12 protein-coding genes are annotated in these 14755 nt (G+C 65.0%); 4 read left to right on the top strand and 8 right to left on the bottom strand.

The window, feature by feature from the left end; genetic code table 11:
• Positions 1-21: 21 nt before the first annotated feature.
• Both ACT53T_RS20620 and ACT53T_RS20625 read left to right on the top strand, forming a co-directional pair.
• A complete protein-coding gene (locus tag ACT53T_RS20620) occupies positions 22-1518 on the top strand; it encodes a sigma-54-dependent transcriptional regulator (RefSeq protein WP_476162649.1) in 1497 nt (498 codons plus the stop codon).
• Complete coding sequence (locus tag ACT53T_RS20625) at positions 1505-2896, top strand: sensor histidine kinase (RefSeq protein WP_476162650.1); 1392 nt, start codon at positions 1505-1507, stop codon at positions 2894-2896. Before ACT53T_RS20620 ends, ACT53T_RS20625 begins: the two co-directional genes overlap by 14 nt.
• A 71-nt stretch (positions 2897-2967) precedes the next feature.
• Here ACT53T_RS20625 and ACT53T_RS20630 read toward each other — a convergent pair whose 3' ends face one another.
• Genes ACT53T_RS20630 through ACT53T_RS20640 form a run of 3 tightly spaced genes read right to left on the bottom strand, consistent with a single transcriptional unit; the run spans position 2968 to position 8914 of the window.
• On the bottom strand, positions 2968-6087 hold the full coding sequence (locus ACT53T_RS20630; protein ID WP_476162651.1) for an efflux RND transporter permease subunit: 3120 nt from the start codon (positions 6085-6087) through the stop codon (positions 2968-2970).
• 15 nt (positions 6088-6102) lie between these two features.
• The gene (locus ACT53T_RS20635) at positions 6103-7227 is read right to left on the bottom strand and encodes an efflux RND transporter periplasmic adaptor subunit (protein ID WP_472978040.1); all 1125 of its coding nucleotides are present in this window, start codon (positions 7225-7227) and stop codon (positions 6103-6105) included.
• 28 nt (positions 7228-7255) lie between these two features.
• Positions 7256-8914 carry an efflux transporter outer membrane subunit gene (locus tag ACT53T_RS20640; protein WP_476162652.1) on the bottom strand — a complete coding sequence of 553 codons (1659 nt, stop codon included), beginning with the start codon at positions 8912-8914 and terminating at the stop codon, positions 7256-7258.
• A gap of 179 nt (positions 8915-9093) precedes the next feature.
• Here ACT53T_RS20640 and ACT53T_RS20645 point away from each other — a divergent pair, with 179 nt between their 5' ends.
• Positions 9094-9729 (top strand): TetR/AcrR family transcriptional regulator, encoded by a 636-nt coding sequence (locus ACT53T_RS20645; protein WP_400769929.1) that lies wholly within the window; start codon positions 9094-9096, stop codon positions 9727-9729.
• A gap of 69 nt (positions 9730-9798) precedes the next feature.
• Here the strand turns inward: ACT53T_RS20645 and ACT53T_RS20650 are convergent, their stop codons facing one another.
• From ACT53T_RS20650 to ACT53T_RS20660, 3 genes are all read right to left on the bottom strand, one after another.
• Complete coding sequence (locus ACT53T_RS20650; RefSeq protein WP_400769930.1) at positions 9799-10200, bottom strand: four-helix bundle copper-binding protein; 402 nt, start codon at positions 10198-10200, stop codon at positions 9799-9801.
• 21 nt (positions 10201-10221) lie between these two features.
• Entirely contained in the window at positions 10222-10410 is a 189-nt protein-coding gene (locus ACT53T_RS20655; protein WP_018266943.1) for a DUF3008 family protein, read from the bottom strand.
• Between the two features lie 81 nt (positions 10411-10491).
• Positions 10492-11421 carry a DMT family transporter gene (locus tag ACT53T_RS20660; RefSeq protein ID WP_476162653.1) on the bottom strand — a complete coding sequence of 310 codons (930 nt, stop codon included), beginning with the start codon at positions 11419-11421 and terminating at the stop codon, positions 10492-10494.
• A 131-nt stretch (positions 11422-11552) separates the two neighbouring features.
• Between ACT53T_RS20660 and ACT53T_RS20665 the strand changes: the two genes are divergently transcribed.
• Positions 11553-12551: a glycoside hydrolase family 3 N-terminal domain-containing protein gene (locus tag ACT53T_RS20665; RefSeq protein WP_476162654.1), complete on the top strand. Its 999-nt coding sequence runs from the start codon at positions 11553-11555 to the stop codon at positions 12549-12551.
• Between the two features lie 4 nt (positions 12552-12555).
• Here the strand turns inward: ACT53T_RS20665 and nagA are convergent, their stop codons facing one another.
• Both nagA and ACT53T_RS20675 read right to left on the bottom strand, forming a co-directional pair.
• Positions 12556-13716, bottom strand: a complete 1161-nt coding sequence (nagA, locus tag ACT53T_RS20670) for an N-acetylglucosamine-6-phosphate deacetylase (RefSeq protein ID WP_476162655.1) — start codon at positions 13714-13716, stop codon at positions 12556-12558.
• Positions 13713-14744, bottom strand: coding sequence for an SIS domain-containing protein (locus tag ACT53T_RS20675; protein ID WP_476162656.1), 1032 nt, complete (start codon positions 14742-14744; stop codon positions 13713-13715). Before ACT53T_RS20675 ends, nagA begins: the two co-directional genes overlap by 4 nt.
• Positions 14745-14755: the final 11 nt, after the last annotated feature.

Raw genomic sequence — 14755 nt, forward strand, 5'->3', positions numbered from 1 at the left:
GGTTCGAGGCGAGGCGTCGAGATGAACAAGCGCGAGGACGGCCGCGAGATGGAGAGCGAGGCGACGCCGATCTCCCGCGGCGCCACTGTGCTCATCGTCGACGATGAGAAGCGCTCGCTCGAATCGCTGCGCCGCGTGCTCGGCGGCGAGTTTCAGATCGTCTGCGCCAGCAGCGCCGCCGAGGCGGAGGCCGTGCTCGCCGGCGATCTGGTGCAGGTGATCCTCTGCGACCAGCGCATGCCGGGCGAGAGCGGCGTCGAATTTTTGACGCGCGTGCGCGAGCATTGGCCGGAGCCGGTGCGCATGATCATCTCCGGCTATACGGATGCGGAAGATATTATCGCAGGAGTCAATGAGGCCGGCATTTTCCAATATGTCACCAAGCCCTGGGATCCCGACAAGCTCATCCAATCAGTGCGCGAGGCGGCGCAGCTCTATGCGGCGCAGAAGGATGGCGGCGCCGCGCCGCCGCTCGAGGCCAAGCCCTCGCATGAGCGATTGCAACGGCTCGCCAGCGACAGGCGCCGCGCGGAACGGCGCATGTTCGAGTTCGGCCGCATCGTCCATGCGCCGGAAAGCCCGATGCGGCAGACGCTCGCGCTGGCGCGGCGCGCGGCGGAATACGACATCTCCGTGCTCATCACCGGCGCCTCGGGCACGGGCAAGGAATTGCTGGCGCGCGCCATTCATCACGGCTCGGCGCGCGGCGAGAAGAGCTTCGTCGTCGAGAATTGCGGCGCGCTGCCGGATGAATTGCTCGAGAGCGAATTGTTCGGCTGCAAGAAAGGCGCGTTCACCGGCGCCTATCAGGATCGCGTCGGCCTGTTCGAGGTCGCGGACGGCGGCTCGATCTTTCTCGACGAGATCGGCGACACCTCGCCGTCCTTTCAGGTGAAGCTGCTGCGCGTGCTGCAGGAGGGCGAGATTCGGCCGCTCGGCGCGCAGCGTCCGCGCCGCGTCGACGTTCGCGTCATCGCCGCCACCAATCGCAACATCGTCGCCGATGTGGAGGCGGGGCGCTTTCGCCGCGATCTCTATTATCGCCTCGCCGCTTTTCCCATCCATCTGCCGCCGCTCGTCGAGCGACGCTGCGACATCGCCATCATCGCCGCGCGCATACTCGTCGCCGTGAACCAGACTTTCAATCGGCGCGTGCCGGGCTTCGAGCCGGAGACGCTGCGCCTGATGGAGCGCTATGGCTGGCCCGGCAATGTGCGCGAGCTGCACAATGAGATTCAGCGCATGGTGGCGCTGAGCGACGGCGACGCCAATCTGCCGCCCGGCCTGCTGTCGCCTTGCATCGCCGATCATCGCGCGACGACGACATGCGACGATCAGCAGCGCTTCACGCTGAAGGAGCGCGTCGAGATGCTGGAATGCGCGCTGATCAAGGAATCGCTGGAGCGCAACGGACGCAACATCAGCCATGTGGCCGACGAGCTCGGACTGTCGCGCGTCGGCCTGCGCAGCAAGATCGCCCGCTATGACATATCCCGCGTCGTCGATGACGAAAGCTGACGTCAAATCCTACGCCAAGCATGGCGATCTCATCGCGCTCGTCGCCGGCAAGGAGGAGATCGCTCTGTCGGAAGGCGGCGAATCCGTCTGGCTCGAGGTCATCAAGAAGATGGACGAGGTCTATGCGGACCTCATCGGCTATGAGGCCGATCTCGAGCGCAAGAATGGCGAGCTGGAAGCGGCGCGCAATTTCATTCAGAGCGTCATCGCCTCCGTCTCCGACGTGCTGATCGTCTGCGACGAGCGCGGCGCTATTCTGCAGGTCAATCCCGCTTTCGAGGCGCTCGCGGGACACGGCGAGGCGGAGCTGAAGGGCGCCAGCGTCGCAGCGCTGTTCATCGCCGAGGACGAGGCGCGCGCCGCCGCCATCGTCGCCGGCCAGGCGCGCGATCCGACCAGCGTCGAATTGCGCTTTCGCACGAGCAACGGCCCCTCCGACCTCATGGCGATCAATTGCTCGCCTCTGTTCGATTCGGATGGACGCAGAGCCGGCGCGGTCTTCACCGGCCGGCCGATCGGCGAATTGCGCCGCGCCTATGAGGCGCTGCATCGCGCCCATGTCGATCTGCAGCAGGCGCAATCGCGCCTCGTCGAGCAGGAGAAGATGGCGAGCCTCGGCCGGCTCGTCGCCGGCGTCGCGCATGAGCTCAATAATCCGATCAGCTTCGTCTATGGCAATATTCATACGCTCGACCGCTATCGCAGGGCGATCGCCGCCTATCTCGAGGCGATCCATGCCGGCGCGAGCGCGAAGGAGCGCGAGAAGCTGCGCCGCGCGAGCGGCATCGACGCCATTCTCGGCGATCTCGAGCCCTTGATCGACGGCACGCTCGAGGGCGCCGTGCGCATCAGCGAGATCGTCAAGAATTTGCGCCGCCTCTCCTTCAGCACAAAGGCGCCGCGCGAGGCGGTGTCATTGTCGAAAGTGGTGGAGACGGCCGCGCAATGGGCCTCGCGGAGCAAGAAGGCCAAGGCGCGCATCGTCGCCGATCTCGAGCCGGAGCTCTACGCTTCGGGACAGAGCGGGCAAATTCATTCCGTGCTGGTCAATCTCATCGACAATGCGCTCGACGCCGTGCGCGAGGCGGAGCGGCCGATCGTCTCCATCACCGCGCGCGGTGAAGGCGATTGCGCGATCGTGATCGTCGAGGACAATGGCAAGGGCGTGCCGGAGGCGCTGCGCAGCCGCATCTTCGAGCCTTTCTTCACCACAAAGGCGGTCGGCGAAGGCACGGGGCTCGGCCTATGGATCAGCTATTCCATCGCCCATGAGCATGGCGGCTCTATCGAATACGACACGTCGCCGGAAGGCGGCGCGCGTTTCACGTTGCGGCTGCCACGCGCGACGGAAGCCGAGACGCGCGACTTGCGAAACTGACTTGCGAACCTGAAGACCCGCGGCCCGAGTGGGGCGGAAGGCCGCGAGTCTTCGGCTCCGCTTGTCGCCTTTTAGGAGGCGACGACGCGAATCTTATTCTCCGCATGGCCGTGATGCGCGTCCTCGACATCGACAGCGCCCACTTCGCGCGTTTTCGAGTGATCGGCGGCGAGCACGAGATAGACCGCCGGCAGCACGAAGAGCGTGAACAATGTGCCGATCGACAGGCCCGAGGCGATGACGAGGCCCATATTGTAGCGCGAGGCCGCGCCGGCGCCGCTCGCCATGATGAGCGGCAGAACGCCGAGCACCATCGCCGCCGTCGTCATGAGGATCGGCCGCAGGCGGATCGACGTCGCTTCTATGATCGCCTCATATTTCGACTTGCCGAGATGCTGCTGCTCATTGGCGAATTCGACGATGAGAATGCCGTGCTTGCTGATGAGGCCCATCAGCGTCACGAGGCCCACCTGCGTGTAGATGTTGATGCTCGCGCCGCCGAAGCCCAGCATGATGAAGACCAGCGCGCCGGCGATCGACATGGGCACGGAGACGAGAATGATGAGCGGATCGCGGAAGCTCTCGAATTGCGCCGCGAGCGCCAGGAAGATGATGATGAGCGCGAAGCCGAAGGTCCCCGCGAAGCCGCTCGACTCCTGCACGAATTGGCGTGACGAGCCGGCATAGTCGATCGTGTAGGCGGGCGGCAGCGTCTGCGCGGCGACTTCCTTCAGCGTCTCCAGCGCCTCGCCGGCGATGACGCCGGGCGCGGCGACGCCGGAGATGGTGAAGGAGTTGATCTGCTGGAAGTGATTGAGCGACTCCGGCACGACCATGGTCTGGAACTTCGCCACCGTCGACAGCGGCACCGAGGAGCCATCCGCGGTCTTGATGTAATAGCTCAAGATCTGATCCGGGTTGAGCCGGAACTGCTGCGCCATCTGCGGGATGACCTTGTACGAGCGTCCGTCCAATCCGAAATATTGCGTGTAGCCGCCGCTCAGCCCCGTCGTGAGCGCGCCACCGACGTCGAGCATTCGCAAGCCGAGCTGCGCGGTCTTCTCACGGTCGATGACGAGCGACATTTGTGGCTGGTCGATCTTCAGATCGGTGTCGAGGAACATGAACTTGCCCGTCGCCAGCGCCTTGGACAGGAAGTCGTGCGAGATATCGTTCATCTTGTCGAATGTGTCGGTGCTCTGCACGACGAACTGAATCGGCAGACCATTGGAGCCCGGCAGCGGCTGCGGCTGGAAGGTCACGAGACGCTGACCAGGCACAGAGCGCGCGAGCTCCTGCTGCAGCGTCTGCTGCATCTGCTCGGCGGTGATCTTGCGCTTGTCCGGCGGCGTGAGAACGAGTCCGCCGAAGATGAGGCCCGGCGTGACGATCTGGAAGGAGCTGGTCATCTCGGGATGCTTGGCGAAGGTCTGGTATACCTGATCGCCATAGAAGAGCTTCTGCTGCAATGTGGCGTTGGGCGCCGAGGTGGATTGCGCGAAGACGACGCCTTGATCCTCATTGGGCGCGAGCTCGTTCTTCGAATTGGAATAGAGCCAAAAGATGCTCGCGAGCACGAGGCCGCCGAAGACGAGCGTCACCGGCACGAAATGCAGCGAGCGCTCCAGCAGGCTCCGATAGCGCTCCTTCACCCAATCCATCTTGTCGTCGATAAATTCGACGATGCGCGTCTCCAGCGTCTCATGGCCCGGCTGCGGCGGCTTCAGCACCAGCGCGCAGCTCACCGGCGAGAGCGTGAGCGCGATGACCGCCGAGACCGTCACCGAGCCGGCGAGCGTGAAGGCGAATTCGACGAAGAGCGCGCCGGTGAGGCCGCCCTGAAAGCCGATCGGCACATAGACGGCGATCAGCACGATGGTCATGGCGATGATCGGACCAGCGAGCTCACGCGCCGCCTGCAAGGCCGCCTCGAAAGGCTTCATTCCGTCGGCGAGATGGCGGTTGACGTTCTCGACCACGATGATGGCGTCGTCGACGACGAGTCCGATGGCCAGAACCAGCGCCAGCAGGGTGAGCAGATTGATCGAGAAGCCGAGCGCCAGCAGAATGGTGAATGTGCCGATGAGCGACAGCGGGATGGCGATGATCGGTATGACCACCGAGCGCCATGAGCCGAGGAACATGAACACGACGCCGGTGACGATGAGGATCGCCTCGATCAGCGTGTGAATCACCTCGTCGATCGAGCTGTTCACGAAATCGGTCGTGTCATAGACGATATCGCTGTGGAGACCCTGCGGCAGCGATTTCAAAATGTCTGGATAGGCTTCTTTCACGCCTTTGACGACATCGAGGAGATTGGCGTTGGGCGCGACGAGAATGCCGATATAGACCGCCTGCTTGCCATTGAAGGCCACGGCGGATTCGTAATCCTCCGAGCCGAGCGTGACATTGGCGACGTCGCGCAGCTTCACATTGGCGCCGTTCACCTGCTTGACGACGAGATTGCGGAATTCCTCCAGCGAATGCATCGAGGTGGCCGCGGTGAGCGTCACCTGCACCATCTCGCCCTTGGTGGAGCCGAGGCCTGCGATATAGTCATTGCCCTGCAGCGCGGCGCTGAGCTCGCTGGCGGTGAGGCCATAGGCGGCGAGCTTGACCGGATCGAGCCACGCGCGGAGCGCGAAGGTCTTGCCGCCGATGAGCTCGGCCGTCTGCACGCCCGGCACCGATTGCAGGCGCGGCTGCACGACGCGGATCAGATAATCGGTGACCTGGCTCGACGTCAGAATATCGCTATTGAAGCCGATATACATGGCGTCGGTGGTCTGGCCGATCTTCACCGTGATGACAGGACGCTGCACGGCCGAAGGCAGCTGATTGAGCACAGAATCGATCTTGGTGCTGATCTCGGTCAGCGCCTTGCCGGAATCATAGTTGAGCCGCAGATTGGCGGTGATGGTGCTGGTGCCGACCTGGCTCGTGGAGGTGAGATAGTCGATGCCGTTCGCCTGCGCGATGGCGTTCTCGAGCGGCGTTGTGACGAAGCCGGCGACGGTCGCCGGATCGGCGCCGAAATAGGAGGTCGTCACCGTGACGACCGCGTTTTGCGTGCGCGGATATTGCAGCGTCGGCAAGGTGAAGAGCGAGCGCAGGCCCAGCACCAGGATCAGCAGGCTCACCACCGAGGCGAGCACGGGGCGACGCACGAAAATGTCGGTGAAACGCATGTTCGTCGTCTCCGTTCACTGATCCACGGGCTTGGGATTGGGATCGACCGGCGGCTGCTGCGTGTCGGAAATATTCAGCGGCGAGCCGTTTCTCAGCTTCACTTGGCCAGCGGTGACGACGGTCGCGCCCTCTGTCACGCCTTCCAGCACGGCGACCTCGTCGCCACGCGTCGCGCCGAGACGCACGAAGGTCTGATGCGCGGAGAGGCCGGCGGCCTTGCCGTCCGCCGCCTTCTGCACGAGAAACACCGAATTGCCGAAGGGCGCATAGACGATCGCCGTCTGCGGCAAGGTGACGAGGCGCTCGGGCTTGCCGGTCACAATGTCGATCTGCGCGAACATGCCGGGCTTCAGCTCGAGATCGGCATTGGCGAGGCTGGCGCGCACCTGCACATTGCGGCTCGCCTGATCCACCTTGGAGTTGATCGCGACGATCTTGCCGGTGAATTTCTTGTTCGGAAACGCATCGACGCCGGCGTCGATCGATTGGCCGACCTCTATGCCGTTCAGCGCCTGCTGCGGCAGGGTGAAATCGAGATAGATGGGATCGAGCGCCTGCAGCGTCACGATATTCGTGCCCGCTCCGATATATTGGCCGAGATCGACCGCGCGAATGCCGAGCCGTCCGGCGAAGGGCGCGCGCAAAGTCTTTTGCGCGATCACCGCCTCCTGCTGCGCGACATCGGCTTCCGCGCTCTTGAGATTGGCTTGATCCGTGTCGACCGTCGCCTGGCTCGCGGCGTGAATCTTCAGCTGCGCCTGATCGCGGCGCAGATTTATGCCGGCGAGCTCGGCGGCCGCCTTTTGCGAGGCGAGCTTGGCGAGATCGGTGTCCTTGCGCAATTCCAGCAGCAGCTGGCCCGCCTCCACCTGCTGGCCGGATTGGAAGTGAATCTTCTCGACGATGCCGGAGGCCTCCAGCGAGAGATCGGCGCCGTTCACCGCGCGAAACGTGCCGACCGCGGTGAGCTTGGGCCGCCATTCCTGATAGCCCGCCGTCGTGACCGAGACGGTCTGCGGCGGATTGGCCATGGAGGCGAGAAAGCCCTTGATCATCACGCCGCGAAACACGTTGAAGCCATAGAGTCCGCCAAAGACGAGCGCGACGATCGCGAGCATGATCGCCATCGGCTTCGCCATTGGTCCGAAACGATCCTGCAGCAAGGTTCTAGCGACCATTTCGAGCATCCTCCGCCTGGGCTCTGATCGCCGCGGCGATCGGCGATGTAGCGATAATATCCGTGGGCTTGGCCTGCGAGGCCTCCGTCTCGTCCACGCGGTTCCACCAGCCGCCGCCGAGCGATTGCAGCAGCGCCGCCGTATCGGCGAAGCGCGCCGCTTGCGCCTTCACGCGGTTGAGCCGCGCGGTGAGCAGAGTCTGCTCGGCGTTGAGCACGATCGAATAGGTCGTCGAGCCGGCGCGATATTGCGCGCGCGCGATCTCGAGGCTCTCCGCCGCGGCTTTTTCCGCCGCCACTTGGGCGCGCAGCGTGCCGGCGTCGTGCTTCACCGCCTGCAGCGAATCCGCGACATTCTGGAAAGCGGAAATGACGGTGGAGCGATATTGCGCCTCCGCCTGCTCGAAGGCCGCGACCTTGGCCTCGCGCGTGTGGAACAGCGAGCCGGCGTCAAAAGCCTTCGCCGAAGCCTGAGCGGCGAGCGTGTAGACCATTGTCTGCGGCGAGAACAAAGAGGTGAAGTTCGTCGCCTGCGCGCCGCCGGTCGCAGAGAGCGTGAATTGCGGCAGCATGTTCGCTGTGGCGACGCCGATCTCCGCGCTGGCCTGATGCAGCTGATTCTCGGAGGCGAGAATATCCGGCCGCTGCCGCACCAGCATCGAGGACAGACTGACCGGCAATTCGCCGGGCAGGCGCAGGCCGGAGAGATCGACAGCCCCGCCTTTGTCGGCGTTGGGGAAACGTCCGAGATAGGCCATCAGCAGATTGCGGTTCTGCGCGCGCGCTTTTTCCAGCGGCGGCAGCGTGGCCTCCGCCTGCGCGAGCTGCGCCCGCTCGGACAGCACATCCGCCTGGCTGACGGCGCCGAGCTCGAATCGCTTCTCGAGCAGATCGAGCTGCGTGCGATAGGCCGCGATGAGATCGCGCGTCACCTTGATCTGCGAGGCGTAGGAGGCGTCGGCGATCGCCGCGGTGACGACATTGGCGGTGAGCGCGAGATAGGTCGCCTCGAGCTGGAAGCGCTTCTGCTCGGCCGCGGCCGTGTCGCTCTCCAGCGTGCGCCAGGATTTGCCGAACACATCCGGCGAGAAAGACACCGAAACATTGGCGTTGTGCAGGCCGTAGACGAAAGTCGAGGCCGAGCTGGAAGAGGACGATGACGACGACGAGGAGGACGAGCTCGACGAGGCGAGGCTGCCGAATTGCGCCGTCGTCACCTGCTGACGCTGATAGCTGTCCCCGAGCGTCGCCTGTGGCAGGAAGGTCGCGGAATTGGCCTCTATCGTCTCACGCGCCTGCCGCAGCGCCGCCTCGGCCGCCATTATGTCCGGGTGATTCGCCACGGCCTCGGCGACGAGGGCGGATATCTGCTTGGAATGGAACAGCTTCCACCATTCGCCGGGCACATCGCGGCCATGGGCGAAGCGCTGCGAGGCGCCGCCGGCCGTCGCCGCCGATTCGGTGGAAGCGCCGATTTTGCCATAGCCGGCGCCCGCCGGCGCAGGAGGCGGAACAAAATCTGGCCCGACCGCGCATGCGGAGAGCGACAGCGCCGCGAATGCGGCCGCCCCCCGGGCTGCGGTCCGTGCGATTTCCCGGCAAGGCGCAGTTTTCGCTTGTCGGACTCTGCGTCGCGAAAATTTCGGCATGACCCTCTCGAAAACTGAACCGTTCAGTTTTAATATTAATGCAGAGCCCGAGTGTCAATGCTAAAACTGAACGGTTCAGTTTTTCCCGGGGATGGAAAGACGACGCAAAGGCTGAGACAAGGCCTGCGTGGGACTGCGGCGGAAGGAGGGACGGGGATGACGGGGTTGGACCAGAGCAAATGACCGAAGCAGCGGAGACGACCGCGCCGGAGCCGGCCACGGAGCATGTGCCGAATCGCAAGGAGTGTCAGATTCTCTCCGCGGCGCGCACCCAATTTCTGGAGCAGGGCTTCGCCGAGACGTCCATGGACGGAATCGCGCGCGCCGCGGGCGTGTCGAAGGCGACGCTCTACGCGTATTTTCCCAGCAAGGAAGCGCTGTTTCGCAATCTCATCGAGATCGAGTGCAGCCAAAAATGCACCGACGTTCCCAAGCCCGATTTCGATCTCGGCGCCGAGCAGGCGCTACGCGAGCTCTGCGCGCATTTCGTCGCCCGCTTCCTGACGCGGGAATGGGCCGCTTTTTTCCAAGCGGTGTCGAGCGAGCGCTGGCGCTACCCCGAGCTCTGCCATCGCTATTTCAACAGCGGCAAGCAGAATGTCCTCGATCTCGTCGCCGGCTTTCTCGACGAAGCGAAGGCGAAAGGCCTGCTCGCCTTCGACGACGCCCAAATGGCGGCGGAGCAATTGCTGCATCTCACCATCTCGGATTTGCCCATGCGCGTCGCGCTGGGATTGGAGCTGCGCAGCGAGGCCGAATATCAGCGCGTGATGGAGTCCGGCCTCGCCGTGTTCTTGAAGGCCTATGCGCCTTAGCGATTCCGCCTCTCCCGCTTTCGCAGGAGAGGGGAGATCGCGGCGCTTTCCGTCCGATCGGAAGGCGCTCTAATGCGCAGGCCCCATCGCACGGCGACAGGCGCTCTCGCATTCCTTGCAGACATCCGCGCAGATGCGACAATGCTCGTGATGCTTGGCGTGGCGTCGACACTCCTTCTCGCAGGCGCGACACATATCGACGCAGGCTTGCAGAACGGCGCGCATCGCCGTCTCATCCGTCGGGCTGCGTCGCGACGCGATGGCGCCCGCCGCGAGGCATATGTCGGCGCAATCCTGATCGAGCCTTATGCAGCGGCGCAGATCGGCGACATTCTCCTCGGCGAGGCAGGCGTCGGCGCAGACGGCGCAGGCCTGCGCGCAATCGAAGCAGGCTTCGACGCAGCCGACCAGCGCGGCGTCGGCGCGGCCGCGCATTTGCGGATGGCTGGCGATGATGGCTTCCACATGCATGAGGCGTCCTCCTTTTGTCATTCACGATTTGGCCGAATGCTCCGGCTTGCCCTTTCGCTTGGTCGCGGCGAATTCCTCGAGCTGCTTCTCCGTCATGGAGTCGAGCATGGAGCGCGAGGCTCCTTTGAGCTCGCTCTTTGGAATCTCGCCGCGCTTGGCCGCCAGCGCGGCGCCGGCGGCCATTTGTTGCGCCTTTGATTTGGCGGGCATGATCTCCTCCCTTCGACGCCTGCGCGCCGCGGGAAGGCGACGCGGGGCGGAGGATAACCCCTTCGCGCCGGAGAGGTTCCTTCAGCCGCGCCGCCACAGGCTCCAGCGCGGCGCTCGGCCGCCGCTCGCCAGATAGACGCCGATGGAGACGCAGAGCAGCGCGATCTGCTCTACGGGCGAAGGGATTTCGCCGAGCAGCGGAACGGCGATCAGCGCCGCCATGGGCGGCACGAGAGCCGAAAAGGCCGCGCCCGCAGAAGCGCCGAGCAGCTCAATGCCTTTGCCGAAGAGAAACAGCGCCACGATCGACACGATGACGCCCTGGAAGAGGGTCTGAATCACAATGTCGCGCAATGGCGCGTCCATTCCGTGCAGGCCGTGAAAGACGAGATAGAGCGGCCCATAGAGAATGAGCGAGCCTGTCGAGACCAGCGCCGCGGCATGCAAGGATTCGAGCCGCGACGCGCGCAGCACGATCGCATAGCCGGCCCAAATGAAAGCCGCCGACAAAAGCAGAATATACCCGATCTGCGTCTCGCCGAACGACAATGCGCCCGGCCCGGCTATCGCGGCGCCGCCGAGAGCGATGAGCGCATAGCCGATGAGGCGGCTCGCGGTGAAACGTTCCCGCGTGAACAGAAACGACAGCAGCGCGACGAAGAGCGGCATGGAGCCCGGCAGCAGCGCGCCCGCATGAGCGACCGGCGCGAGCTTGAGCCCGCTGGCGGCGACGAGCACATAAGGCGCGCCGGCGCTGCAGACGAGAATGAGGAGGCGCAGCGGGCCGAGCCGCTCGAGCGCGAGCCCTTTGCGCAGCACGACGGGAAGCAGCAGCGCGCCGGCGGCGCCGAAGCGCAGCATTGTGAGATCATAGACCGAGAGCGTCGTCGTCACGCCGAGCCGCGTGACGACGAGCCAGGTCGCCCAAACGGTGACGGCGGAAACGCCGAACATTGCGCCCGTGGCGTATCGCGCCGTCTGCGGAGCGCTTTCGACGACACCATCGCTCATCGGATATTCTCCTCTTCCAAGCTGCCCCGCACTCATAAGCGAGCGGAGCCGAAAGCGCGAGCCTCTCCTTTTCGCCGCAATTTCGTCGCGGCCGCGTTTGACCTCGCTCATCGCCGCGCCATCTCACGCCCATGTCCGCACCCCTTCCCATAGGCGAGCTGTTCCTGCTCGGCTTCCGCACGCCGCATGTTCCGCCCTGGCTGCGCGATTTCGCGCGCGATTATGGGCTCGGCGGCGTCATCCTCTTCGATTACGACTGCACGGATCGCAAATATGAGCGCAATATTTTCGATCCCGCGCAGGTGAAGGCGCTCTGCGCGGAGATTCACGCGCTGCCGAAACGGCCGCTGATCTTCATCGATCAGGAGGGCGGCAAGGTGCGGCGGCTGAAGGAGGAGCGCGGCTTCGCGCCGCTGCCGAGCGCGCGCCAATTCGGCCGGCTGACCGCGCGCGAGCGGCTCGACGCGCTGCGTCCCGCCTATGCCGAATTACGCGATCTCGGCATAGACGCCGATCTCGCGCCCGTCGCCGATCTCGACATAAATCCCGACAGTCCCGACATCGGCTCGGCGCAACGCAGCTTCTCCGCCGATCCGCGCGTCGTCGAAGATTGCGTCGACGCGCTGGTCGAGGTCGCACGCGCGACCGGGCTGAAACTGTGCCTGAAACATTTTCCCGGCACGGGCGGCGCCAAGGTCAATCCACACGATCATGTGATGGATCTCTCCGATTGCATCACCGACACGCAGGTGAAGATCTTCGAGACGCTGGCGCCGCGCGTTCCCATGGTTCTGTTCAGCCATGGCGTCGTGAATCAATGGGAGAAAGACACGCCCTGCTGTCTCTCTTCCATCGCCATTCGCAAATTGCGGCAATGGGCGCCGCAGACCGTGGTCGTGACCGACGATCTGCAGATGCAGGGCGTGCAAAAGCTGATGACGACGGAAGACGCCGCGCTGCGCGCCTTGCGCGCCGGCGCGGATTTCATCCTCATCGGCAATAATCTGAAGGACGAGCAGGAAGAATCGGCGCGCTATGCGCAAAAGCTTCTCGACGCTTGCGAGACGGATGCGTCGCTGCGCGCCAAGGCCGAAGCCGCGATCGCGCGCATTCGTCGATTGAAGGCGTGACCGCTCACCATTCCTCGGCGGAGTGCTCGCCGGCGACCCAGGTCGATACGATGCGAAGGCTCTGCGGATCGAAAGCCGTCATATCGGCGCGATAGCCGGCGACGAGCCGGCCGAGCCTTTTGCCGAGCCCCAGAAAATTCGCCGGATTGGCGGAGGCGAGAACGAGCGCGCGCTCGAGCGGAAGATCGAGCAGCGCGACGCAATTGCGCACCGCGCTCGCCATATCCAGCGAAGCGCCGGCGAGCGTGCCCTCCTCCGTCACGCAGCGTCCGTTCTCGACGAAAATCTCCCTGCCCTGCAGGACGAATCCGCGTCCGTCGCCGCCGACCGGCGGCATTGCGTCAGTGACGAGCATTGGATGGCCGAGGCCGGCGCGCAGCGCGAGGCGCAAGATCGCCGGATCGACATGCTCGCCATCGACGATGAGTCCGTAATGAGCGGCCGAAGATTCGAGCGCCTCCGCGATCGGCCCCGGCTCGCGGCTGGCGAGCGGGCGCATTGCGTTGAAGAGATGTGTGAAGCCGGTCAGCCCTTCCGCCATTGCGGCGCGCGTCTGCGCGTAATTCGCCATGGAATGGCCGAGCGCGACCTTGCAGCCGGCGGCGACGAGCTCGGCGACGAAGCCCGGCGGCGTCTCCTCCGGCGCGAGAGTGACGAGCGACACGCCGCCCGGCGGCGGCGCGAGCATCTCGACATGATGCGGCGAAGGCGCGCGGCGAAGATCGGCGCGATGCACGCCGAGCCGCTCCGGCGAGATGAAGGGTCCTTCGAAATGCACGCCGAGCACGCCCGGCGCATGTGGGAGAATCTCCGCCACGGCGCGCTCGGCCGCGATCATCTTCTCATCCGTGTCGGTGATGAGCGTCGGCAGCAGCGAGGTCGTGCCGAATTTGCGATGCGCCCGCACGATCGTCGTGATCGCCTCCGGCGTCGGCGAATCGTTGAACAGAACGTCGCCGCCGCCATTCACCTGAATATCGATGAAGCCGGGCGCGAGCCAGACGCCCTTGGGCAGCTCGAGCACATCCGCGCCGCGCGGAATCTCGCGACGCAGAATGAGCGAGACGATGTTCTCGCCCTCTATCACCACGGCGCAGTCGCGATGCGCCGTTTCGCCGTCGAAGACGACGTCGGCGGCGATCGTTCGGCGCGCCTCCTCGCTCATCGCGTGCGCGTCACCTTCTGCAAATGGCGCGGACGATCGACATCGACGCCGCGCGCTGCGGCGAGCCGCGCCGCCATGGCGTAAAAGCTCTGAATGAGGCAGATGGCGTCGGTCTCTGGATGATCGGCGGCGATCGTCGGCAGTCGATTGCGCGTCTCGTCCTCGCGATCCGTCGTGAACAGAGCCGCGCCTTTGCCGCGCAAATCCTCCGCGAGGCGACGCATGCCCCTCGTCGCCTCGTCGGTCGGCGTCAGCATCAGGATCGGATAGAGCGGCGAGACGAGCGACACCGGCCCATGCATGAATTCCGCGGCGCTGAACGCCTCCGCATGGAGATTGGCGGTCTCCTTCAGCTTCAGCGCCGCCTCGCGCGCTATGGCCAGCGTCGGCCCACGTCCGATCGTGACGAGACTTTCCGCACGCGAGAAGGCGTCCACCATTCGCGACCAATCGAGCTCCGCCGCGCGCGCGAGCCGCTCCGGCAGTCGCGCGAGCGCATCGTCGAGCGCGCGATCCTGCGACCACAGCGCGACGAGACGCGCCAGCGCGGCGAGCGAGGCGATGAAGGTCTTGGTCGCCGGCACCGCGAATTCCGGCCCTGCGGCCATTGGTAGAACGAACTCGCATTGCGCGGCGAGCTCGCTCTCGACCTCATTGACGAGGCAAGCGGTGACGGCGCCGCTGCGGCGCGCGGCGGCGGCCTGCTCTATGAGATCATTGCTGCCGCCCGATTGCGAGATCGCGAGAAAAAATTGGCCGTCGAGCCGCAGCGCGCCGCCATAGACGCTGGAGATGTTCGGCGCGGCGGAGGCGACCGGCAGGCCGAGGCCGCGCTCGACGAGGTGCTTGGCGAATGTCGCCGCATGAGCGGAGCTGCCGCGCGCGCAAGTGACGACGACGCGCGGATCGACATTGCGCAAGCGCGCGACGAGCGGCGCGAGGCGCGGGGCGATGAGCTCACGTTGTCGCGCGACCGCCTGCGGCGCCTCGCGCGCTTCGATCGCCATTTGATTGTCTTGCATGGTCATCGGCGGCTCTG

This window comes from Methylosinus sp. DMC45, assembly GCF_056313885.1.